Annotated in this window: 19 protein-coding genes and 5 tRNA genes; 17 read left to right on the forward strand and 7 right to left on the reverse strand. The window is 48.1% G+C overall.

The features are described from left to right. Window positions 1-179 precede the first annotated feature (179 nt). A complete protein-coding gene (gene xseA, locus FBQ74_RS05515) occupies window positions 180-1,532 on the reverse strand; it encodes an exodeoxyribonuclease VII large subunit (RefSeq protein ID WP_139755730.1) in 1,353 nt (450 codons plus the stop codon). Window positions 1,533-1,634: 102 nt separating this feature from the next. Between xseA and guaB the strand changes: the two genes are divergently transcribed. The 5 genes from guaB (at window position 1,635) to FBQ74_RS05540 (ending at window position 8,687) form a co-directional block, all read left to right on the forward strand. Continuing rightward, on the forward strand, window positions 1,635-3,104 hold the full coding sequence (guaB, locus tag FBQ74_RS05520; RefSeq protein ID WP_139755731.1) for an IMP dehydrogenase: 1,470 nt from the start codon (window positions 1,635-1,637) through the stop codon (window positions 3,102-3,104). A 64-nt stretch (window positions 3,105-3,168) separates the two neighbouring features. Next, window positions 3,169-4,746: a glutamine-hydrolyzing GMP synthase gene (gene guaA, locus FBQ74_RS05525; RefSeq protein WP_139755732.1), complete on the forward strand. Its 1,578-nt coding sequence runs from the start codon at window positions 3,169-3,171 to the stop codon at window positions 4,744-4,746. Between the two features lie 175 nt (window positions 4,747-4,921). Further along, window positions 4,922-5,944, forward strand: coding sequence for a zinc-binding alcohol dehydrogenase family protein (locus FBQ74_RS05530; RefSeq protein WP_139755733.1), 1,023 nt, complete (start codon window positions 4,922-4,924; stop codon window positions 5,942-5,944). 136 nt (window positions 5,945-6,080) lie between these two features. Beyond that, the gene (locus tag FBQ74_RS05535; protein WP_232371976.1) at window positions 6,081-7,700 is read left to right on the forward strand and encodes a methyl-accepting chemotaxis protein; all 1,620 of its coding nucleotides are present in this window, start codon (window positions 6,081-6,083) and stop codon (window positions 7,698-7,700) included. Window positions 7,701-7,751: 51 nt separating this feature from the next. Further along, window positions 7,752-8,687, forward strand: a complete 936-nt coding sequence (locus FBQ74_RS05540) for a histone deacetylase family protein (RefSeq protein ID WP_139755734.1) — start codon at window positions 7,752-7,754, stop codon at window positions 8,685-8,687. Here the strand turns inward: FBQ74_RS05540 and FBQ74_RS05545 are convergent. The 4 genes from FBQ74_RS05545 to tsaA all read right to left on the reverse strand — a co-directional run bounded on the left by FBQ74_RS05545 (window position 8,669) and on the right by tsaA (window position 13,043). Further along, window positions 8,669-9,592, reverse strand: a complete 924-nt coding sequence (locus FBQ74_RS05545) for a phospholipase A (protein WP_232371977.1) — start codon at window positions 9,590-9,592, stop codon at window positions 8,669-8,671. The genes FBQ74_RS05540 and FBQ74_RS05545 overlap by 19 nt on opposite strands. Window positions 9,593-9,610: 18 nt before the next feature. Then, window positions 9,611-10,450, reverse strand: a complete 840-nt coding sequence (locus FBQ74_RS05550) for an MBL fold metallo-hydrolase (protein ID WP_139755736.1) — start codon at window positions 10,448-10,450, stop codon at window positions 9,611-9,613. A 66-nt stretch (window positions 10,451-10,516) separates the two neighbouring features. Next, on the reverse strand, window positions 10,517-12,223 hold the full coding sequence (locus FBQ74_RS05555) for a proline--tRNA ligase (RefSeq protein WP_139755737.1): 1,707 nt from the start codon (window positions 12,221-12,223) through the stop codon (window positions 10,517-10,519). A gap of 91 nt (window positions 12,224-12,314) precedes the next feature. Beyond that, window positions 12,315-13,043 (reverse strand): tRNA (N6-threonylcarbamoyladenosine(37)-N6)-methyltransferase TrmO, encoded by a 729-nt coding sequence (gene tsaA / locus FBQ74_RS05560; RefSeq protein ID WP_332309143.1) that lies wholly within the window; start codon window positions 13,041-13,043, stop codon window positions 12,315-12,317. 257 nt (window positions 13,044-13,300) lie between these two features. Between tsaA and FBQ74_RS05565 the strand changes: the two genes are divergently transcribed. From FBQ74_RS05565 to FBQ74_RS05580, 4 genes are read left to right on the forward strand one after another with little or no spacing between them, the layout of a single operon-like run. Then, window positions 13,301-14,212, forward strand: a complete 912-nt coding sequence (locus tag FBQ74_RS05565; protein ID WP_139755738.1) for an ABC transporter ATP-binding protein — start codon at window positions 13,301-13,303, stop codon at window positions 14,210-14,212. 8 nt (window positions 14,213-14,220) lie between these two features. Next, window positions 14,221-14,955 carry an ABC transporter permease gene (locus tag FBQ74_RS05570; RefSeq protein ID WP_139755739.1) on the forward strand — a complete coding sequence of 245 codons (735 nt, stop codon included), beginning with the start codon at window positions 14,221-14,223 and terminating at the stop codon, window positions 14,953-14,955. Window positions 14,956-14,957: 2 nt separating this feature from the next. Further along, window positions 14,958-16,802: a GldG family protein gene (locus tag FBQ74_RS05575; RefSeq protein WP_139755740.1), complete on the forward strand. Its 1,845-nt coding sequence runs from the start codon at window positions 14,958-14,960 to the stop codon at window positions 16,800-16,802. A gap of 2 nt (window positions 16,803-16,804) precedes the next feature. Continuing rightward, on the forward strand, window positions 16,805-17,815 hold the full coding sequence (locus FBQ74_RS05580) for a DUF4340 domain-containing protein (RefSeq protein ID WP_139755741.1): 1,011 nt from the start codon (window positions 16,805-16,807) through the stop codon (window positions 17,813-17,815). Between the two features lie 27 nt (window positions 17,816-17,842). Here FBQ74_RS05580 and FBQ74_RS05585 read toward each other — a convergent pair whose 3' ends face one another. Together FBQ74_RS05585 and folD are read right to left on the reverse strand one after the other, a co-directional pair. Then, window positions 17,843-18,400, reverse strand: coding sequence for a DUF1415 domain-containing protein (locus tag FBQ74_RS05585; protein ID WP_139755742.1), 558 nt, complete (start codon window positions 18,398-18,400; stop codon window positions 17,843-17,845). Beyond that, window positions 18,397-19,251: a bifunctional methylenetetrahydrofolate dehydrogenase/methenyltetrahydrofolate cyclohydrolase FolD gene (gene folD / locus FBQ74_RS05590; protein ID WP_139755743.1), complete on the reverse strand. Its 855-nt coding sequence runs from the start codon at window positions 19,249-19,251 to the stop codon at window positions 18,397-18,399. The genes FBQ74_RS05585 and folD overlap by 4 nt, the downstream gene beginning before the upstream one ends. A gap of 337 nt (window positions 19,252-19,588) precedes the next feature. Between folD and FBQ74_RS05595 the strand changes: the two genes are divergently transcribed. From FBQ74_RS05595 to clpX, 8 genes are all read left to right on the forward strand, one after another. Further along, window positions 19,589-19,665: transfer RNA gene (locus FBQ74_RS05595), tRNA-Pro, on the forward strand. A 23-nt stretch (window positions 19,666-19,688) separates the two neighbouring features. Then, window positions 19,689-19,765: transfer RNA gene (locus tag FBQ74_RS05600), tRNA-Arg, on the forward strand. Between the two features lie 99 nt (window positions 19,766-19,864). Further along, a tRNA-His gene (locus FBQ74_RS05605) sits at window positions 19,865-19,940 on the forward strand. Between the two features lie 7 nt (window positions 19,941-19,947). After that, a tRNA-Leu gene (locus FBQ74_RS05610) sits at window positions 19,948-20,032 on the forward strand. A 21-nt stretch (window positions 20,033-20,053) separates the two neighbouring features. Further along, window positions 20,054-20,130, forward strand: a tRNA-Pro gene (locus tag FBQ74_RS05615). 304 nt (window positions 20,131-20,434) lie between these two features. Further along, a complete protein-coding gene (gene tig, locus FBQ74_RS05620) occupies window positions 20,435-21,739 on the forward strand; it encodes a trigger factor (RefSeq protein WP_139755744.1) in 1,305 nt (434 codons plus the stop codon). 98 nt (window positions 21,740-21,837) lie between these two features. Beyond that, entirely contained in the window at window positions 21,838-22,464 is a 627-nt protein-coding gene (gene clpP / locus FBQ74_RS05625; protein WP_139755745.1) for an ATP-dependent Clp endopeptidase proteolytic subunit ClpP, read from the forward strand. Window positions 22,465-22,536: 72 nt separating this feature from the next. Then, window positions 22,537-23,814, forward strand: coding sequence for an ATP-dependent protease ATP-binding subunit ClpX (gene clpX, locus FBQ74_RS05630; RefSeq protein WP_139755746.1), 1,278 nt, complete (start codon window positions 22,537-22,539; stop codon window positions 23,812-23,814). The last annotated feature ends 83 nt before the right edge of the window (window positions 23,815-23,897 follow it).

Here is a 23,897-nt window from a genome sequence, read left to right on the forward strand (position 1 = left end):
CGGTGCTATTTTCCCGGAGAGTCTGACGCTGCTTTCTTGCGATGGGTTCCGCGGGGAGTGCAGAGGGCGTGGCGTCACGCCTTCTGCTTGCTGGCCGTCAACACGGCCGGGCTGTCAATTCTTCGATGCTGAAAAATTATCCTGCTGATAGAAGCACAGCGAAGCAAATAGTCATTTACTCAAACCTGCCGCGTTTCTATCACCTGACTTACGATTTCGCCATCAGTGACCCGGGTTGTAATCGTCTCGTTCTGCTGCACCTGCTCAACAGATGTGACCGGAACGTTGTCGCTGAAGGTAATGCTGTATCCCCGAGCAAGGGTCGATAAAGGACTGACGGACTGAAGTAATTGCGCGGAATTGCTAAGTCGTTGTCTTTCGTTTCGCAATTGCTTTTGCATCGCGCTGGTTAGCCGGTGATGCAGATTTTCTCGTTTATCAGTCAGCCTGTTGAGCATACTACTCGGATCGTTACGATATAAACGACCGGTTAACTGATCATGCTGACGCTGCTTTATTCCGATAATCGTATTGATACGATGAGCCAGCGAGATATGCAGTCGGTCTACATGCTGAAATTGCGTCTGTAGACGATTAGAGGGGTGGCAGGCTTTCAGTCGCTGCTGAAGCACGTTTAATTTGTGATGTTGCTGTCGAAAGTTTGCCAGCCAGGCGCGATTCAGGGCGTTAATTCTCTGTCCGATGGTATCGAGTATTGCAGTACTGTCCATACTGAGTAACTCAGCACCAGCCGATGGGGTAGGTGCGCGCAGGTCGGCAACAAAATCTGCAATAGTTACGTCGATTTCATGTCCTACCGCACTGACCACGGGAAGTTTACTTTGCCAGATCGAATAGGCCAGGCGTTCATCGTTAAAGCACCATAAGTCTTCCAGCGAACCACCACCACGTGTTAACAGGATCACATCGACCTCATCGCGAGTATTAGCCTTGTCCAGCGCTGCAATTAGCTGTGACGCAGCACTTTCTCCCTGTACCATGCTAGGGTAAACAATGACCTCTGTAGCAGGGCTGCGCCGCTTTAAAACGGTCAGAGCATCGTGCAGGGCAGCTCCCGTTGATGAGGTTATGATGCCAATACGGCGGATAACTGTTGGCAGCGGTTTTTTGGTATCACTACTGAACAGTCCTTCAGCACTGAGCTTTTGCTTCAGCGCTTCAAACTGCTGTTTAAGCTGGCCCTCACCATCACTTTCCAGATGCTCTACGATGAGCTGATAGTCGCCGCGTGGCTCATATAACCCAACCGAGGCGCGGACAAGTACCTTGTCGCCCTCCTTAGGGCGCTGGCGAATCCCCCTGTTGGCGTTTTTAAACATCGCCGCCCGAACCTGAGCCTTATTATCCTTAAGCGTGAAGTACCAGTGTCCTGATGCTGCACAAACAAAGTTCGAGATTTCCGCCGAGAGCCATATCAAGCCAATCTCGCCTTCCAGAATGGTTCTTGCCAGACGATTCAGCTTGGTGACCGAGAGAATTTGACGGCTTGTAGATGGAGTAGTGAATAGCATGAAAAAAATTTCTTATTGATTGAAGGCAAATACAGTTTACCTGAAAGTGAAAAAACACTACAATTGCGCCGCAATTAACCCTCGACTAAAAGGTGTTGTTGCATGCTCCGAATCGTTCAAGAAGCCCTGACTTTCGATGATGTGTTGCTGGTTCCCGGCCACTCAGAGGTTCTTCCACACACTGCGAACCTGCAGACCAAACTTACGCGTGATATCTCGCTTAATATTCCGATGATTTCTGCTGCCATGGATACGGTAACTGAAGCTCGTCTGGCTATAGCGCTGGCGCAAGAGGGTGGAATGGGGTTCATCCATAAAAACATGCAGGCTGAAGAGCAAGCCCGTCACGTTCGTGAAGTTAAAAAGTACGAAAGTGGTGTGGTGTCCGATCCTGTAACGGTTTCTAAAGATACGCCTCTTGGCGAAGTTATTGGCCTGAGCAAGCAACTTGGCTATTCCGGCTTCCCGGTTACCGACGACCAGAACAATCTGATCGGCATTGTTACAGGCCGTGACATTCGTTTTGAGAATCGTCTTGAACTGCCAGTCCATAAGGTGATGACCGGTAAAGACAAGCTGGTCACGGTGAAAGAGGGCGCAAGCTCAGAGCAGGTTCTGGAGCTGATGCATCACAACCGTATTGAAAAAATTCTGGTAGTAGATGATGCATTCAAACTTACAGGTCTTATCACGGTAAAAGATTTCCAGAAAGCTGAAAGCAAACCCAACGCCTGTAAAGATTCACTGGGTCGTTTGCGTGTTGGTGCCGCAGTAGGTGTGGGCCCCGGTACAGATGAGCGTATAGCACTGCTGGTGGATGCCGGCGTTGACGTACTGCTGATTGATACATCGCATGGTCATTCACAGGGTGTTATTGACCAGGTGAAGAAAGTACGTGAGACCTATCCGGACCTGCAAATCATCGCTGGTAACGTGGCGACTGCTGCGGGGGCCAAGGCCCTGGTAGAGGCCGGTGTTGATGGCGTTAAAGTCGGTATTGGTCCGGGTTCAATCTGTACTACCCGGATTGTTACCGGTGTAGGTGTGCCGCAAATCAGTGCGGTATCTGATGCGGTCGATGCGCTTGAAGGAACCGGTGTTCCTATTATTGCCGATGGCGGTATTCGTTTTTCCGGTGACATTGCTAAAGCACTGGCTGCCGGTGCCAGCTGTGTCATGGTTGGCAGCATGCTGGCCGGTACAGAAGAAGCACCCGGTGAGGTTGAGCTTTACCAGGGGCGTTACTTCAAGTCTTATCGCGGGATGGGCTCGTTAGGTGCGATGAACCAGAAAAACGGTTCATCTGACCGCTACTTCCAGGACCCGGCTAATGCTGAAAAGCTGGTGCCTGAAGGCATTGAAGGTCGCGTGGCGTACAAAGGCCCCATCGCTAATATCATTCATCAACAGATGGGTGGACTGCGTTCAGCAATGGGTCTCACCGGTTGTGCAACCATCGACATTCTGCGCAATGAAGCCAAGTTCGTGAAAGTCACCTCTGCCGGCATGGGTGAGTCACACGTGCATGATGTCAGCATCACCAAAGAAGCCCCTAACTACCGGTTAGGCTAAAAATCTCTCGCTGTTTCTCAGGCTGGTTTCACCAGCCTGATTCATTTCTATTACGGGTAAAAATATGAGCAAGAATATTCATGACCAACGCATTCTGATACTGGATTTCGGTTCTCAGTATACGCAGCTGATAGCGCGCAGGGTGCGGGAGATTGGTGTTTATTGTGAGCTCTGGGCGTGGGACGTTACTGAAGAGCAAATTCGTGAATTTAATCCGCAAGGCATCATTTTGTCTGGGGGGCCTGAGTCAGTGACTGAACTGGATTCACCGCGCGCACCAGAGTATGTATTTAATGCCGGCGTGCCGGTACTGGGTGTGTGTTATGGCATGCAGACCATGGCTGAACAATTAGGTGGCAGTGTATTTGGCTCGAACAAGCGCGAGTTTGGCTATGCGCAGGTAGAAGTACTTAAGCCATGCCCGCTGTTGAATAAAATTGAAGATCACATCGGTGCTAACGGTAATGCCCTGATGGATGTGTGGATGAGTCATGGTGATAAAGTAGAATCAATTCCGCCAGGTTTCATCACCACTGCACACACGCCATCATGCCCTCACGCAGCAATGTACAATGAAGAAAAGCAGTTCTACGGCGTGCAGTTTCACCCGGAGGTTACTCACACGCGTCAGGGCATGCGTCTGCTGACACATTTTATCATTGATATCTGTCAGTGCGAAAAGTTGTGGACAGCTGAGGCAATTATTGAAGATGCCGTAAGCAGGATAAAAGACACCGTCGGCAAAGACCGCGTCATCCTTGGTTTATCGGGTGGCGTCGACTCGTCGGTGGTTGCGATGCTGGTTCACAGAGCCATTGGTGATCAGCTTACCTGCGTATTCGTCGACAACGGATTATTGCGCCTGAACGAAGGGCAGCAAGTGATGGATATGTTCGGTGATCATTTCGGGCTGAACATAATCAAGGTTGATGCTGAAGATCGTTTCCTGGATGCATTGAAAGGTGTCGATGACCCCGAAGCTAAGCGCAAAATTATCGGTAATCAGTTTGTCTATGTTTTCGATGAGGAAGCCAGTAAACAGGTTGACGCTAAATGGCTGGCGCAGGGGACGATTTATCCGGATGTTATTGAGTCTGCCGGCTCGGCAACCGGTAAGGCCCATGTAATTAAGTCTCACCATAATGTTGGCGGCTTACCTGAAGATATGAAGATGGGGCTGGTTGAGCCATTGCGTGAATTGTTTAAAGATGAAGTACGCAAGATTGGACTGGAGCTTGGTCTGCCCTATGACATGCTGTATCGCCATCCATTCCCGGGGCCGGGTCTGGGTGTACGTGTATTAGGTGAAGTGAAAAAAGAGTATTGTGACTTGTTACGCCAGGCGGATGCCATTTTCATTGAAGAGCTTCATGCTGCAGACCTGTATCACAAAGTAAGCCAGGCTTTTACGGTGTTTTTACCGGTACGTTCTGTGGGCGTCATGGGTGATGCGCGCAAATACGACTGGGTAGTATCACTGCGTGCAGTAGAAACTATCGACTTTATGACGGCGCACTGGGCAAACCTGCCTTACGATTTCCTGGGCCGGGTATCAAACCGGATAATCAACGAAATCGATGGTATCTCCCGGGTGGTTTACGATATTTCAGGTAAACCGCCTGCAACAATCGAGTGGGAATAACTTGCTAAACAGCCTTTATGGGCAGCATAGTTGCCAGATATAAAAAAGCGCCGGTTCCGGCGCTTTTTTTATGCGACCAAACGTAATTGCGCTGCGTAGAACCTAGAGTATGTCATTATGCTCAACACAGAGCATCTCGCCATGGCACTTTTCTACACGAATAAGGAATCGATTTATGCTGGCTATAGGATACAAACAGGCGTCTCCTGAACTACACGATAAAGCATTGTCACTGATTAATATCGCCAAACCGACACCGGCTGGGCGAGATTTACTGGTTAAGGTCTCAGCTGTGTCAGTTAATCCGGTAGATACGAAGATACGGCGAACAGCAGAACCAGATGCCGATGAGTTTAAGATACTCGGCTGGGATGCCGTTGGCATTGTGGAAGAAACGGGCAGCGACTGTGATTTATTTAAACCCGGAGACCGGGTTTATTATGCAGGGGATATTTCACGTCCGGGCAGCAACGCAGAATTTCAGCTAGTCGATGAGAGAATTGTCGGACATGCGCCTTCTACGCTTACAGATGCTGAAGCTGCAGCAATCCCGCTTACCGCACTTACCGCGTGGGAATTACTCTTTAGCAGGCTGGAGGTGCCCGCCAAAACCACTGATAAAGTATTGCTGATTGTTGGAGGCGCTGGCGGCGTTGGCTCGATGGTGACGCAACTGGCGAAGCAGCTGACGTCGCTTACGATAGTAAGCACGGCGTCCAGAGAGGAAACCGTCGAGTGGGCGAAAAGGCTGGGAGCTGACCATGTGATTAATCATCACAAACCACTTGCTGAAGAGCTGGAGCGGATAGGCATTACGCAAGTCGATTATGTCGCAAGCCTCACGCACACTGATACGCATTTTTCATCGCTTATTGATATTCTTAAACCCCAGGGAAAGCTTGGGCTGATAGATGATCCTCAGAGCCTGGATGTAACAGCGTTAAAGAAAAAAAGTATTTCTTTGCACTGGGAGTTTATGTACACGCGGTCATTGTTTAACACCGAAGATATCGCACAGCAGCATCATATACTCAATCGGGTTGCCCGTCTTCTTGACGATAAAACACTGCAAACTACACTCGGTGAACACCTGGGGAGTATCTGCGTCGAAAATCTTATTCAGGCACATAAAATACTGGAATCGCACAAAGCCCGTGGGAAGCTGGTGCTGGAAGGTTTTGAAGACGCCAGAAGATAAAAGCAGAATAGACATCGTGAGAGGCGCTTTGCAACAGCGCCTTCAACTAATTGTGTAGTATTGTCGCATTGTAAAATGTTTGACATAAAAATATCATTTAATACTGGTCTTGCTGTTTTTTACAGGGAAAAACGCTGTGCAATATACCAGTATAAGTCGTTTGGTAATGACGCCCGTGTTACTGGCACTGATAATTTTGGTGCTTCTTAATGCCTCATCTATTTATAAATCCTTCTCGCTGCTAACCCACTTCGAAGAACTGGAAAATACGCTGGTAGAATCTGAGCGGGAAGTAAACACCGCACTATCTGCTTTTAAGACACAGGTTCAGGAATGGAAGAATGTCTTGTTGCGCGGCAGTAACGAAAAAGATCGTGAAAAATACTGGGCGCGCTTTCAGCAACGCGAAGCACAGATCACCCGGATTCTTAACAACCTTCAGCGCAGTGATTCCATTAGTGAAAAAGCAAAATCGCACATAGCGCGGTTTCTCGAAGCACATGCCACCATGGCGCAAAAGTACCGTGAAGGGTACAATTTGTTTATCGAGTCCGGGTTTAACCCTCAGGTTGGCGACAGCGCAGTGCGAGGTATCGATCGTGAGCCGGCTCAGTTATTGGCAGAAATTGCTCAGGACATAGCATTCCAATCTCAAAATGCTTACGGAGACCTTAAAACAAGCACTTCACAAACCCTGTGGGTGATACTGATTGGCACGGTATTGCTGAGTCTGATATGCGTATTTTATGTGGTATACCGGTTGAGAAATCAGGTTATCCAGCCTGTAAAACATATCGCGCAGTGTTTGTCAGCTCTTGCCGCAAGTCGTTATGATTACCAATTGGATTATCACAGTGAACACGAACTCGGCACGTTGGCTGATGCAACGCGCGCACTGCAACAGAAGCTGAAAAGCTCAGTGTCAGGTCTTCAGGCTGCGGAGCAGCAAATGGCGCAGGCGTTGTCGACGCTTACCGGCGTGAGCGAATCAATTCAGCAGGGAGCGCATGAGCAGCGCGACACAAGTGATTCTCTTGAGTCCAGTACAGATGCTTTGCGTGGTATCGCTCAAAACCTGGTAGCCATTACCAACCAGGTTGCAACGGCCACGGAGCAATCTCAGCAACATGTTGCCCAGTGTTATAACACGTTTGAGAAGGCCAATACTGGCTTCCATGAACTGGCCAGAACGGTTAGCCATTCTGCTACCACAGTGAATCAGTTGCAAAGCCGCAGTGCCAATATCCTGAAAGTCGTTAATGTTATTAATGAGATAGCCGACCAGACTAATCTTCTGGCGCTAAACGCTGCCATAGAGGCGGCCAGGGCCGGTGAGCATGGTCGCGGATTTGCTGTAGTTGCCGATGAGGTCAGGGCGCTGGCGGCTAAAACACAGCAGTCCACACGCGAAATTAATGACATTCTGAGTGCCTTTGAAAATGAGTCTCAAAAGGCAGTGAATGTGATGGAGCAGGGTAAAGCGCTCTCTGAAGCCAATGCCGAGGAATCATCACAGGCACTGCATACACTTAATCAGGTTGTGGACCAGATTCGTCAAACAGCCAGCGTGGTTGAGGCGCTCAATAGTACTGCTGATGAACAGAGCAAAGTACTTACTGACGTTGAGCGGGTAATTGCGCAGGTTGTGCGCTCGTCACAGCATTATCACGCGCTGTCACAGCGCAATGATATCTCGACTACCATGCAGGCGATGTCCGCAAATGTTGAAAAGGTGGTGGCATCGTTGACCCGTTAGGCGGTTAGTGTCATCGTGGCAGTATTTGATGGATAAGTCACCGGAGACGCCTTGACTGCCACTATTCCGCTCATCTTTCACCCTGTCTACAGCCAGCTTTCACTGCCTGCCAGACACCGGTTTCCTATCGATAAATACCAGGGAATCTATGATGCGCTGCGCTTGCGCGGCGTATCGCCGGCGTCTTTTATTACACCGGAACCGGTGACGCCCGAAATGTTAAGTAAGTATTTCAGTGATGAGTATGTGTCTGCCCTTGTACAGGGAAAGCTCGACATCAAGGCGATGCGCAGGATTGGCTTTCCATGGTCTGAGCAACTTATTCGTCGTACGCTGCGTGCGGTGGGTGGCACCTGTGAAACGGCAAAACAGGCACTGCAACATGGACTGGCGCTTAATCTGACCGGGGGCTATCATCATGCGTTCTTTGATGCGGGCTCAGGGTTTTGTCTGTTTAACGATCTGTATGTTGCAGCCCGGCAAATGCAGCAACAACCGCAGGTGGACAATGTACTTATCATCGATTGCGATGTTCATCAGGGAGATGGCACCGCAGCCCTGGCAGAGCATGATGCTTCCGTTTTTACGCTATCCCTCCACGGCGAAAAGAACTTTCCTTATCGAAAGCAAACCTCCGATCTGGATATCGGATTACCAAAACACTGCACAGACGATGAATATCTGACGACCCTGGAGGAGGCGTTGCAGGTAGCGTTTCGCTGCTTCAATCCGGATGCGGTCATTTATGATGCAGGCGTCGATGTGCATATAAACGATGATTTAGGTCTATTGGATATTTCTACCGAAGGCGTACTTGCCCGCGATACATTTGTACTAAATCAGTGCAGAGAGAAGGGCTTACCTGTGGCGGCAGTTATTGGTGGTGGCTATCAGCGTGATATTGATGCTTTGGTTGATGTACACCTGCAACTTTACACTGCTGCAGGTGTTATTGAACAGACAGCGGCTTACAGAAACATTAGCTGAAAACCGATACCGACTCTTTCCTGTGAGCGGTCGTAATCAATCAATGAGTCGCCGTACCCGTTGAAGTACTGTACCAGCAGCTCATAACGATCGGATAGCGGGTAGGTCAGGTTCAGCTCAATACTGCCGCGGTTAGTATCAAAGTCGAGGTTATTGCGCAGGCGCGCCATCAGTTTGAAGTTGCCCACTTTGGTCCCATAGCCAAACTCGGCACGGCCGTAATAGTCCTGAATATTCGGATTGTCATCGCCGGAGGGATCGTCGGGAGTCACTTTTTCATCTTCGGGGATCCGGTACCAGGTTTTCAAATAGTAGATATCGTCGTAATCGGAAAACAACATGGTTGCGTAAATGCGGTTCCAGCTGCGTGAGCGCAGTCCGCTCTGGCCGTTTGACATGTGGTTAAAACCAACCTGAAACGCATTAAAATCATAACCAAGAAATGTAATGTCAGCTTCCTGCTGATAAAACACTTCCGGTTCATAATTTGTTTCCCTGAACGGTTTTGAAACCTCACTGTTATAAAGCTGCCAGAATGAGGTCAGCGTGAACCCAACGTATACGCCGTCTACTGATTCATCCTCAAGATAAACCGGTAACTTAACGCTTACCTGAAACTTAGCTTCTTTGTTATCGACATTATCGATAGTGAGTTCTTCATTACCCAGCGCGTTAGGATTGGTAACGTAAGTGAACGGCAGCACAAAATTGGGGTGGTGCTGGGTGATAACAAATAGATTATCCAACGCTTTACGATCGGCTTTGAACCGGGTGCTTAAAATACTTGGCGCATCTTTGGTAAGTTCTGTTTCCTGTGTGGTTCCTGAGTTTTCTTGTTGCGCCTGAGTGAACGCGGAACATAAGCACAGTACGACGCATGTAGAAATGCGTAGAGCAAATTTCACAGTCATTATCCTTTAGCTTTACAGCGACAGGGCGAGTCCTTCGGCAGAAGCGAAAAGGTTTAGCTCAGACTCGGCCGCTTCAATATAGGTTTGGCAATGCGAGACCACTTCGTCGATGTCATCATCGGTCCGCTCAGGATCATGGCTATACAATGCCACACTCTTTGCATTGCATGCCATAGCTAGCTTCACTGCCTCTTCAGCAACAGAGTGACCCCATCCCAGCTTTCCGGGCATATCAGAGATCATATATTGCGCATCATGAATAATGAGATCAGCGTTTCGGGAAAACTCCACAAAAGACAAAAAATCAGTTTCTTTTTTGTATGGGGGATACAGCTCATTGTCTGTCATGTAAACCACCTTTTTGCCATCTGCCACGATGGCATAAGCGCTGCCCTTGCCCGGGTGGTTCATCGGCAGGCGTGAGATAGTAGCAGCACCAATACTCCAGGATTCTGTGCTGTCATCCAGTATGTTCAGGGAAATATTGGATTTAAGTGCACTTGCAGGAACCGGAAACACGGAGCCTTCCATTTGGCGAAGAATCTGGTCATGTTCAGGCAAATTGGTTTGTCCTGGCGTGATAATAATCTCACGGCCTTCCTGATAAATTGGCGCGAAAAAGGGGAAGCCCTGAATGTGGTCCCAATGGTTATGGGTAAGCAAAAGATGAACCGGCGAGGTTTTGTGCACAAGCTGATTACCCAATGCGCGAATACCGGTCCCGGCATCCAGCACGATATCGGTGCCATCATCCAGTTGCACGTGAACACATGCAGTGTTGCCGCCGTAGCGGACAAAATCTTTTCCTGGTGTGGGGATTGAGCCGCGCACACCATAAAAAGTTACCTGCATGTCTCCTCCTGCCTGCGTCAGAGCGTATTACTCCTGACGCGAGTGTGTACCCGTGGTAGCTACCTGTTACAGCGCTGCGATAAAATCGGCAGCGGCGTCAATATCCAGTAACTGCTTTTCACCGGTACGGCGATGTTTGTATTCGATTTGCTGATTGTCCAGATTTCTTTCACCAATCACAATACTGTGAGGTATGCCAATCAATTCCATGTCATTAAACATCACACCCGGGCGTTCTTTACGATCATCAAATAACACGTCAATACCCATCGCAGTCAGCTTGTCGTAAAGCGCCTCGGCCGTTTCTTTAATACGCTGAGATTTATGCATGTTCATTGGAATCAAGGCAACTTTAAATGGTGCGATAGGGTCTGGCCAGATAACACCAAATTTATCATGATTCTGTTCAATAGCCGCAGCTACGATTCGTGATACGCCGATGCCGTAACAGCCCATCGTCAGAAGCTGGTGCTTGCCGGTTTCACTCAGCACACCGCAGTTCATAGCTTTCGAATATTTATCACCTAACTGGAAGATGTGACCGACTTCGATGCCGCGCTTGATTTCGAGCACACCCTGGCCATCCGGCGAGGGGTCGCCAGCCACAACATTTCTGATATCCGCCTGTTGTGGAGTTTGTGACCAGTTGGCGAACGTTTTCAGCTTGCCGTTTTCGCTTGTGCCGGTGACAAAGTCAGCCATGGCAGCGGCGCTGTGATCAACAAATGTAGTGACCGATAAATTGGTCGCATCAGCGAACGGTGTATTGCAGCCTAATACAGCCTGCGCTTTCTCTTCACTGGCTTTGACCAGCGGCACAGCAACACCCGGCAGCTTTTCGGCCTTAACATCGTTAAGTTTATGGTCGGCGCGAACTACCAGTGCAACCCAGGCTTCTTCCGTTGACTCTTCTTCCTGCTGCGCTTTAACCAGCGTTACGCTAACCATCTGTGCTTCTGATACTGCTGCAGAAGCGGCCAATTCAGCAGGTGAGTCACCCTGTGCCGTGATAGTCTCACCGGTTTCACCGGATGGCGTTGCTGATGTCTCAGGTTTTGCGGCCGGCGCCATTTCGACATTTGCGGCATACTCTGACTCTGTCGAAAATGCAATATCATCTTCGCCCGACGCAGCAAGTACGTGGAACTCGTGTGATACGCTGCCGCCAATAGCGCCTGAATCGGCGATAACTGCACGAAAATCCAGACCCAGACGGGTGAAGATGGCAGAGTATGCGGTATACATCTTTTCATAGGTCGCAGCTAAGCTTTCGTCATCCAAATGGAAGCTGTAAGCATCTTTCATGGTAAACTCGCGACCACGCATGATGCCGAAGCGAGGACGTACCTCATCACGGAATTTAGTCTGAATTTGGTAAAGATTGATAGGCAACTGCTTATAGCTGCTGATTTCGTTGCGCACCAGCGCAGTAATTACCTCTTCATGCGTCGGGCCAAGGACAAAATCACGGGAATGGCGATCTTTTACTCTTAACAACTCCGGGCCGTATTCTTCCCAGCGCCCTGATTCTTCCCAGAGGTCTGCAGGCTGAACCACCGGCATCAGCACTTCAACAGCGCCGGCTTTATCCATTTCCTCGCGCACAATGGCTGCGACCTTATTTAATACCTTCAATCCTGATGGCAGCCAAGTATACAGCCCTGATGCAAGCTTTCTGATCATGCCTGCTCTGATCATAAGCTGGTGGCTGATAACTTCTGCCTCGGCAGGGGTCTCTTTCTGAGTGGAAAGTAGGTATTGGCTTGTGCGCATTGTTAGGCGTTTCATCCTTTGAGATTTTCAAAACGCGCGTAGTTTAGCAGTATAGAAATAAGCAAAAAAGCAAATTCTCGACAGTACAATCTCAAAGCACCGACAGAACCTTAATCTGACCATCCTGCACCTGCCAAGAAACATCAACGTCGTACAGTTTTACTTTATAAATTTTATCATCATTCTCATTGGATTGCCGATACGCGGGGCGGGGATCCTGCGCTAATACCGACTCAATAAGTTCGGCGGCATCAGGATGTTTTTCCATAACCGGCGTTAACTGTTCGCGCGCCTTAGTGCAGAAATGTACAGGCCGGCAGGGAATCGGTGCATATCTATCAAGGTTGTCCGTGGCACTGTCAATGCTGTCGGCATAACGAATGTAAGGTTTGATATCCACTATCGGCGTGCCATCCAGTAAATCTACACCACCCACGCTTAGCTGTAGACGACCGTCAGATTCACTAAGCCCCAGGTTTCTGACCACCGACATGCCAATTCCGTTAGGACGATGGGTACTGCGTGATGCATAAACCCCGAGCGTCGCATTGCCACCTAACCGTGGCGCTTTCACCGCCGGCTTCCAGCCCCGGTCGGCGGTTTCGTGAAAGATAAACAACAGCCAGAGGTGGCTGTAATTTTCTAATCCTTTGAATGCCTGCGGGTCGCCATAGGTGTCGGTAAAGGTAATTTGTCCTTTAGCATTAGCAAGATTCGGTTGTCGGGGTATTGCGAATTTTTGTTTGAAAGGCGTTGATATTGTTGCAATAGGCGATAAGGAATAACCGGAATTCATGGCGTATTTTTTAACTGTCATCATTTTTACATATTTATACAGTACGTTATGCCTTGTGGGTGTGCCAGTTTATCTGACTGACAATCCCTGGAATCCCATCACTTGTTTTTGCCTGTTCGCATCGGACAGGCTTTTTTCTTTGTGCCAGCTGACTCACGCACCAGCCTTATCTGTCAATAAGTGTAAATAAAATGCTAGGATTGATTTTTTTTTATTAAGCCTTATAAATAGTGCGCCGCAAAACGTTCAGGTCGCGCAATAGTGATGGTAGCAGGACAACCATGATTTCAGTAAAAAATCTCAGTAAGTCGTTTGGCAACTTTGTTGCTGTAAACGATTTATCGTTCGACGTAAATCCGGGCGATATTGTCGGGTTTCTTGGCCCTAACGGGGCTGGAAAGTCGACTACGATGAAAATGCTGACCGGGTTTCTGACGCCCACTTCCGGCTATGTCCGTATCGATGGCAGACGCGTGGCTAAAAACACAACCCAGTTGCAAAAACTGATTGGTTATTTACCTGAGGGTGCGCCCGCGTATGATGAAATGACGGTGTATCAGTTTTTGCATTTCATTGCTGATATTCGCGGCCTGTCTAAAAAAGATAAAATGGCGGGTCTGCAGCAGGTGATAGACAAGATAGAGTTACATGATGTGCTGGACCAGCCTATCGAAACGTTGTCTAAAGGCTTCAAGCGACGTGTCGGCCTGGCGCAGGCAATTATCCACAACCCGCAAATTCTTATTCTGGATGAGCCGACAGATGGCCTCGATCCTAACCAGAAACAGCACGTCAGAAATCTGATTACCAGCTTATCTAAAGATAAAATCGTCATTATCTCTACGCACATTCTTGAAGAAGTCAGTGCTGTTTGTAACCGGGTTGTGATTATTGCAGAAGGGACCAAGAAATTTGATGGCACCCCGCTGGAATTGCAGCAGCAGTCGCGGTATTACCAGTCGGTTACGCTTAAATTCAGCTATGCGGCGGATATTACAGGGTTACTTGAGATTGAAGGCGTAGACGATATGAAAGTGGATAAAAATACCGGCGAAGTCACTCTGTTCCCGGCAAAAGGCAAGTTTATTCTGGGGCCAGTCACCGAATATATCCATCACTATAAGCTGCCAGTGGATCGACTTCATGTTGACCAGGGCCGCCTTGATGATGTTTTCATGCAAATAACGTCTTAGAGGGCACTATGAAAGCTATGTTTTTTATCGCCCGCCGTGAATTTGCTGCATTTTTTGCAACACCCATTGCTTATGTTTTCATTGCAATATTTTTGATTCTCAGCGGTATTTTTACTTTTTTTGTCGGCGACTTCTATGAGCGCAGTCAGGCCGACCTGGCGCCGTTTTTTAATTATCATCCCTGGTTGTATCTTTTTCTGGTACCGGCTATCGCGATGCGAAGCTGGGCAGAAGAGCGCCGTTCCGGCACTATAGAGCTGTTGATGACATTACCTGTTACGCCGGTGCAGGCAATGCTGGGTAAGTTTTTTGCTGCGTGGCTGGTGCTTTTGCTGGCGCTTTTACTCACGTTCCCGGTGTGGTGGACCGTTAATTATCTGGGCGAGCCTGATAACGGAATTATCTTAGCTGCCTATACAGGGAGCTGGTTGATGGCGGGTGCCTTTCTGGCCATCAGTATGTGTATGTCTGCACTAACAAAAAACCAGGTAATCGCATTTGTGCTGGCAATACTGGTATGTTTTTTATTTGTCGTGAGCGGTTCGGGAATTGTATTAGATGCCTTTGAAAAATGGGCCGCGCCAGGCGTGCTGGACACTATCGCCTCGTTCAGTTTCCTCAATCATTTTGAGACCATGGCCAAGGGTGTCCTGGCCGTTAACGATATCCTCTTTTTCATGCTTGTGATTGGGACCTGGCTTTATGCCGGACTACTCATTATTGAACAGAAAAAGGCCGCCTAGTAATGAGAAAAATCACTGCTATATATACGTTCATTTTGCTGATGATCTTGTTTGTTGGGCTGGTGATCATTAATGATGTTCTGTTTGACAGCTCCCGGATTGATTTAACCGAGCAAAAGGTCTTTACCTTGTCAGATGGAAGTCATCAGATTATCGATGAAATAGAAGAGCCGGTTACCTTGCATTTTTTCTTCTCTGAGGACGCCACAAAGGGGATGACTGCGCTACGTAATTATGCTGATAGAGTGAAAAGTCTTCTGCGTGAGTATGAGAAAGCCGCGAACGGCAAAATTCGCCTGCGAATTATCGACCCCGAACCTTTTTCCGAGGCTGAAGATAAAGCTGCTCGTTTTGGTCTGACTGGCGCAACGCTGGGGAACAACAATGACACTGTATATTTCGGGCTTGCCGGCACCAATACGCTGGACGACCAAATTACTATTGGCTTTTTTGACCCACAGAAAGCCAATTTTTTAGAGTATGACATCAGTAAAATGCTGCACCAGCTCAGTATTGGCAGTTCACCAAAGCTGGCGCTTATCACTGATTTACCGGTTCAGGGAGGCCAGAATCCGGTTACCGGGCAAAATGAATCTTCGATGGTTTTCTATGAGCAGCTCAGTCAGTTATTTGATGTACACCTCATCTCACCAGAGGATACGCAACTGCCGGAAGATACTGCGGTTGTTATGCTGGCACATCCGCCTCAAATGAGCGAGGCGCTGAAGTATGCTATTGACCAATACGCCATGGCGCAGGGACAGGTCATAGCCTTTGTTGATCCGCATTATGAGTCCGACATGCTGAGCCTGATGGGCAACCAGCAGGCTAATCGTTCAGATATGAGCTTGCTGAAAAGCTGGGGGGTTGATATACCGCCAGACACTATTGTGCTGGACGGTACCCTTGGACTTGAGGTGCAAAGCGCATCGGGAGGCGTAGTAAAGCATCCGGGATACATGGGGCTGGGAAGCGAACAGTTGCATGATGATGATGTAATTACAGCAAACCTCGATTCGGTGAATATCGCCTCCGCTGGTGAGATTACCTTGCTTCCTTCATCAACGCTGGATATGGAAGTGTTGATGCAAACCTCGGATGACGGGTTTGTCACCGAAACTGAATATTATCTCAGTCACCCGGACCCACAGGATTTACAGCAAAAACTCGGGCCAAACGGCCAGGTGAAAATTGTAGCTGCACATGTCACCGGTACCACCATCTCTGCTTTCGGCCAGCCGCCGGAAGGCGCTGACAGAACGCAGTTTAAGGCGACTACCGATAAGCTCAATCTTTTAGTTATCTCTGATGCGGACATGTTGGCGGATCGTTTCTGGGTTCAGCAAAACCAGTTCTTTGGCCAGACCCTTTACAGCCCGTTTGCTAATAACGGTGATTTTGTAGTGAACGCGGCGGAGAACCTGGCAGGCAGTAATGCGCTAATTAACGTGCGCAGTCGGGGTCAGTTTGCAAGGCCGTTTTCCCGGGTAGAATCTCTTGAACGTAAAGCGCAAAAGCAGTATCGCGAGCATGAACAAAAGCTGCGTGACGAGCTGGCGCAGACCGAGTCCCAGCTCGCCCGCTTGCAGAATCAGCAGGGGCAGGGTACATCTCTGGTGCTTACCGATGAGCAGCAGCGTACGATTGATGCGTTTGTAGAAAAACGGGTGGCTATTAGAAAGCAGCTTCGTGATGTGCAGTATGAGCTGAGAAGTGATATCGACAAATTAGGTAACTGGCTTAAATTTGTAAATATTGCCGCGGCCCCTCTGGTATTGGTTATGACCTTGTATTTATTAACCCTGGTACTGCGTCGACGTGCAGGAAGCAGGTTCAACAGGAACTGAAAATGAACATACGTGTTGTATTGCTGAGTGTGCTGGTTGCTGCTTCAAGCGCCTCAGCGTGGTATTTATCGCGTAACGAGCAAAGTGTAGTTGCGACACCTTCCTCTTCTGTATTAGATGGCCTCGCGCAGCAGAGTGACGCTATCGAATACGTAAAAATTGAGAGCGCTACTAAGGTTGTTTTTGAAGCTAAACGGGATGAAGGTAAGTGGCAGGCCACCCACCTTGATTCTGCACAACGGTTTCCGGTAGACACAAAGGCGCTGTCTACATTAATCAGAAAACTGGCTCAGGCCACTATCGTTGAGAAAAAAACGGAGAACGAAAAGCTTTATCCCCGCCTGGGAGTGGAAGATCCAAAGCGCGATGGCGCAGAGTCAATGTTACTTACCCTGGAAGATGCAGAGCAACAATGGCAGCTTATTGTTGGTAATGTATCTAAAAGCCGGCGCGGACAATTTATTCGTCACCCTGATCAATCTGCCAGCTATTTGATTGATAAAACCGTTTCATTACCACTGTCTTCCGCAGAATGGCTGAACAAGCGTATTTTACCTGCAACAATGCAGGAGCTTAACGAAGCGCGGTTCTGGCAACCTGAAAAGCAGGAACTGGTCATCAGTCAGTCATCCGATGAATCTTTGCAGTGGCAGGCTGGTTCGGTCGAAGGTGAGCAGGTTCAGACATTTCCGGCGTCATCATTGAGTTATCCGGGGATACTGGCACAGGCTTTGGAAGATATTTTTGCGTTTAATTATCTTCAGGTAGCGCCGTTTAGTCAGGCTGACTGGGAGACACAGAGGCTGGCGGGTAAAGTTGATATGACACTGCTTGATGGGGAACGAATTCTTGTAGAGGTCAGCGCAGCCAATGAGCTTGATCAGTATCAGGTTCACTTTGATATGCCTGAAAGTCCATCCTGGGTGAGTGACTGGGTATTTACGGTATCCGGGTATCAGGGGCGCGCTTTTTTACTTTCATCTGAAGCGATAACCGGTGCCGCAGGTCAATAACCTGCCGGACAAATAACCAGTAAAAGCTCAGGTATCGCCCTGAGCTTTTTTTATACATGCGCTAAGTTGTGCCTGGAGGTGACTGCATCCTAATGCTTCTGTGCGTTCGATGTTTGCTTCGAATATCGAATCGGGATCCGAGTATCCTTCCATTGCTTTGGTAATATCTGCCTCGCGAATAAGATGAAAAGTCGGGTAGGGGGCCCGATTTGTATAGTGCGATGGTGAGGCCGTTTCCTCGCCCTCAAATTCATACTGAGGATGAAAGCTGGCGAGCTGATATACGCCCTCATAATTCCATTGCGCTATCATCACCTGCGCCAGTGACAGTGCATCGAGGTAATCATCAAAACGGTGAAGAGAGGGCACCATTAACAACGTTGTGGAGATTTCTGCGTTCTTATCTAACTGAACGCATGCACGATGAAGTGCAAGCATGATATCGGCTACGTCAGTAGCCTGACAAACCTGATAATGAATAGTCTCAGGATGACGCACAAAGCGAGCAAAAGGGCAGAAGTTATGGTGTATCACCACATCATCTACCCAGTAGCGCATCGCGTCGATAACCACCTTCTCGCTCATGAGTGGAACTTAACGTAAGCTTCCAGCGTGTTTTCGATAAGGCTGGCAACGGTCATGGGGCCAACACCGCCAGGGACCGGGGTGATCCATCCCGCGCGTTCTTTAGCACTGTCGAACTCTACATCACCTACTAATGAACCGTCAGCGTTACGGTTGATACCAACATCAATAACGATCGCGCCAGGTTTTACCCAGTCTCCGGGAATGAAATTAGATTTGCCCACTGCCACTACCAGCAAATCGGCGCGACTGACATGGGTGCGCAATTCCTTAGTAAACTTATGACAGGTCGTTACCGTACATCCGGCCAGTAGTAACTCCAGTGCCATAGGTCTGCCGACTATATTAGAGGCGCCCACTATGACGGCGTCCAGACCTTTGATGCGACGTTTGGTAGACTCAATCATGGTCATAATGCCCTTTGGCGTACACGGACGCAGGGCGGGAATTCGCTGTGCAAGCCTGCCAATGTTGTAAGGATGGAACCCATCAACATCTTTATGAGGACGAATGCGCTCAAGAATTTCTTCGGAATTCAGGCCGGCAGGCAACGGCAGCTGTACCAGAATGCCATCAATCTCGTCATCATTATTAAGTTCATCGATTAACGACTCTAATGAGCCCTGATCGGTATCTGCCGGTAAGTCAAAAGAACGGGATACAAAACCGACTTCTTCACAAGCCTTTCGCTTATTTGCCACGTACACCTGAGAAGCTGCATCGTTACCAACAAGAACAACTGCCAGCCCGGGTTGGCGTTTTCCGGAGGCCTGGAGCGAGTCAACGTAAGAAGAAACATGTTGGCGTACTTGCTTGGCAATCAATTTGCCATCAATAATATGCGCGGTCATAAAGGATAATGCTCTTTGTATAAGGTGGAGATAAATGTGACGCGCGATATTGTTTCATAAAATCTGCGGCATCAGTAGATCCTTTTTTAATCTGCTGGTTTATTAGTACAAATAGCAGCAGTGCCCAGAACGACAAAAGAAAGTTTTCCTCTTTTGTAAATTTGCAGCTAATCGCTGTTAACTGGATGAAATCTCCGCAATTTGTAGGATTTGTCTTCGCTTTGTTTGCTTTGTGAGCGGTTGAAACTTTTATTTGAAAAAGTGTTTGACGAGGTAGGGGCAAGTCAGTAATATGCGCAACCCGTAACGGCGAGTAACGAAATCGCCGGAACGGTATCGGTGAGTGGCGCAGTTTGGTAGCGCACTTGGTTTGGGTCCAAGGGGTCGCAGGTTCAAATCCTGTCTCACCGACCACTTAGCTAGCGATGATTCGCCGGGCGCCCGTAGCTCAGCTGGATAGAGCAACGGCCTTCTAAGCCGTGGGTCGCAGGTTCGAATCCTGCCGGGCGCGCCACTTTGAAGCGGGTCAGGTAGTAGGCAAAAGTTGATTTAGCACTGACATCGTTCAGTAATTAATGATACACTTGCCGCACGTTAGCAAGCACCATCTATGGTGGGCGTAGCTCAGTTGGTAGAGCCCCGGATTGTGATTCCGGTTGTCGTGGGTTCAAGTCCCATCGTCCACCCCACTTTTTCGCGGGAGTGGTGGAATTGGTAGACACGCTGGATTTAGGTTCCAGTGCTTCACGGCGTGAGAGTTCAAGTCTCTCCTTCCGCACCATCGTTTTACATCTTAATATGCCGGTGAGTGGCGCAGTTTGGTAGCGCACTTGGTTTGGGTCCAAGGGGTCGCAGGTTCAAATCCTGTCTCACCGACCATTAATCCCCCCTCAAAGTTATACTTTATTAGATAATGCGCGCTATGTGCGCCTGCATATCTGAAAATATCTATACAATTCCATCGAATAATCCAAATTATGGGCTTTCCCTCTCGACTCATTTCATGTGTAGCTGTATACTACCGCGTCTTTTTTTAACCAACGTGTTTTACCAGCGGTTTAATCAGCGGTTAAACAATCGTTAGTAGAGAACCTCTGACCCGGCGTAAATTTGTTTGCAAAGCAGGCAAGGGAAGGGGGCACGAAAACAAAGCGTCAGACAGACGTACAGTTGAGGTAACATAATGCAAGTTTCAGTCGAGACGACCCAGGGTTTAGAACGCCGTCTTACTATTACCGTACCAGCAGACTCTGTTGATTCTGCGGTAAAGTCACGCCTACAGCAATTAGCGAAAACTCAGCGCATCAACGGCTTCCGTCCAGGTAAGGTGCCAGTTAGCGTTATCCAGAAACGTTTTGGCCAGGCTGTTCGTCAGGAAGTTGCTGGCGACGTTATGCAGCAAAACTTCTATCAGGCCGTTATGCAGGAAAACATTACTCCTGCCGGTATGCCTAAATTTGAACTGACAAAAGACCAGCGTGGCGAAGACCTTGAGTTTGTTGCGTCTTTTGAAGTTTATCCGGAAGTAGAAGTAAAAGGCGTTGACGAGATCGAAATTGAGAAGCCAGTGGTTGAAATCACTGACGAAGACCTCGATAACATGATGGAAACGCTGCAAAAGCAACACGCGACGTGGAAAGAAGTTAAGCGTAAAGCGCGTAAAGATGACCGTGTTGTTATTGATTTTGTTGGTAAGATCGACGGCGAAGAGTTTGATGGCGGAAAAGCCGAAGACTTCACTTTGGAATTGGGCAAAGACCGCATGATTCCAGGCTTCGAGAAGCCATTAGTAGGTGCCAAGAAAGATGAAGATGTTACTGTAGAAGTAACCTTCCCGGAAGATTACCACGCCGAAGCACTGAAAGGTAAAGACGCTGTTTTTGATGTTAAAGTCAAAAAAGTTGAAGGCCAGCAATTGCCAGACGTTGATGACGAATTTGCTAAACTATTCGGTGTCGAAGAAGGTGGCGTTGAAGCGCTGAAAGATGAAGTTCGCAAAAATATGCAGCGCGAGCTAGACCAAACGTTGAAAGCGAATGTAAAAGAAGACGTTATTGCTAAACTTCTTGAGAAGAACGAAATCGACGTCCCTCAGGCGATGGTTGATCAGGAAGTAAATGCATTGCGTGAGCAGGCAAAACAACGTTTCAGTCAGCAAGGCGGTGGTCAGAATATGCCGGATCTTCCAGCAGAACTGTTCACCGACAATGCGAAGCGTCGTGTGTCAATTGGTCTGATTCTGGGCGAAATTATCAAGACTAACGAACTGAAAGCTGACGAAGAAAAAGTTAATGCATTAATCGAAACTTCAGCTTCTGCATATGAAGATCCGCAGGAAGTTATCGATTACTACAAAAATAACGATGAACTGATGCAGCAAATGCAAAACGTTGCATTGGAAGAGCAGGCGATTGAATGGGTATTGGATAAAGCCAAAACTCAGGAAGTTACCAAAGCTTTTGATGAGGTTATGAACAAACAGGCGTAAATTTAGCCGCACTGTTTGACTTAACCTGTCAGCAACTGCTTAAATGCTCGGAGCCTTCCGAGCATTTTTGTTTTTAACGCTAACAAATCAAGGTAGATATGATTAACCCATTAGAACCACAAAACGCACTGGTGCCTATGGTTGTCGAGCAGACATCTAAAGGTGAACGTTCATACGATATTTATTCTCGTCTGCTTAAAGAAAACGTTATTTTTCTGGTGGGTCAGGTAGAAGATCACATGGCAAACCTGATTGTGGCCCAGATGCTATTTCTGGAAGCGGAAAACCCGGAAAAGGACATCTACCTGTATATCAACTCGCCCGGTGGCTCAGTCACTGCGGGCATGGCGATTTACGACACCATGAACTTTATTAAGCCTGATGTCAGTACTGTATGTGTTGGGCAGGCGGCCAGTATGGGAGCGTTTCTTCTATCTGGCGGCGCGAAGGGTAAGCGTTATTGCTTGCCAAACTCTCGTGTCATGATTCATCAACCTCTCGGCGGTTTTCAGGGACAGGCTTCTGACTTTGAAATTCATGCGAAAGAAATTCTTTCTATCAAAGAGAAGTTAAACCGATTATTGTCACAGCATACGGGTCAGGACTACGAGACGGTGGCACGTGATACTGATCGCGACAATTTCTTAAGTGCAACCGAAGCCAAAGAGTATGGCCTGATCGATCAGGTGTTAACAAATCGATCTGACGCCGCTACGACAAAGTAGTATATTATTAAGTAGCCCGGGCTCCCATGATCCTTATTTTTTTGAGTCCGGCTAAGGCAGAGGCATAACGTAATGAGTGACAAACAGAACTCAGACGGTGACAACAAATTACTTTACTGCTCGTTTTGCGGCAAAAGCCAGCACGAGGTTAGAAAGCTGATTGCCGGGCCGTCCGTTTTTATCTGTGATGAATGTGTCGAATTATGTAACGACATTATTCGTGAAGAAATTAAAGAAATTTCACCAAAGCAAAAGCAGGATGCGCTACCCCGTCCCCATGAGATTCATTCTCATCTTGATGACTATGTTATCGGGCAGGAGCATGCGAAGAAAGTTCTGTCAGTAGCCGTATATAACCACTATAAGCGTCTGCGTCACGGTGACGTGCATGAAGGCGTGGAACTGGGTAAAAGTAATATCCTTTTAATCGGTCCTACCGGTAGTGGTAAAACGCTGCTTGCTGAAACGCTTGCAAGATTATTGGATGTACCATTTACCATGGCAGATGCTACCACTTTAACCGAAGCGGGTTATGTGGGTGAGGATGTTGAAAATATCATCCAGAAGCTATTGCAAAAGTGTGACTATGACGTTGAAAAAGCGCAGCGTGGTATTGTTTACATTGATGAGATCGATAAGATTTCCCGTAAATCGGACAATCCGTCAATTACCCGCGATGTTTCAGGTGAAGGTGTTCAGCAGGCACTATTGAAGCTTATTGAAGGTACTGTGGCATCGGTACCTCCTCAGGGCGGCAGAAAACACCCTCAGCAAGAGTTTTTGCAGGTAGATACGTCTAAAATTCTGTTTATTTGTGGTGGTGCGTTCGCAGGTCTGGATAAGGTTATCGAGCAGCGCGCAGCGACTGGCAGCGGTATCGGTTTCGGTGCAAAAGTTAAGTCGAAAGAAAACCAGCAGGCGGTAAGCGAACTGTTTAAGCAGGTTGAGCCAGAAGACTTGGTGAAGTATGGGCTTATCCCAGAATTTATCGGACGCCTGCCCGTTGTGACCAGCTTAGAAGAGCTTAACGAAGAAGCGCTGATACAGATTTTGCGTGAACCCAAAAATGCGATTACGAAGCAGTATGGCGCATTGTTCGCGCTGGAAGATGTTGAGCTGGAATTCAGAGATGATGCACTACATGCTATTGCTAAAAAGGCAATGCATCGTAAAACAGGTGCCCGTGGTCTGCGTTCAATTGTAGAAGGTGTTTTGCTGGATACGATGTACGATCTGCCATCTACTGATGACGTTAAAAAGGTTGTAATAGACGAGACCGTTATTCGGGGCGAGTCTAAGCCAATTCTTATTTATGAAAATTCAGATAATAAGAAAGCAGCATCTGAGTAAATCATAGTTAAATGGAAAACCCGGCGAAAGCCGGGTTTTTTGTTTATCCACTTTGCGAAAATTGCCCGAGCCAAAGGTCGCCT

The organism is Salinimonas iocasae, from assembly GCF_006228385.1.
Lineage (GTDB): Bacteria > Pseudomonadota > Gammaproteobacteria > Enterobacterales > Alteromonadaceae > Alteromonas > Alteromonas iocasae.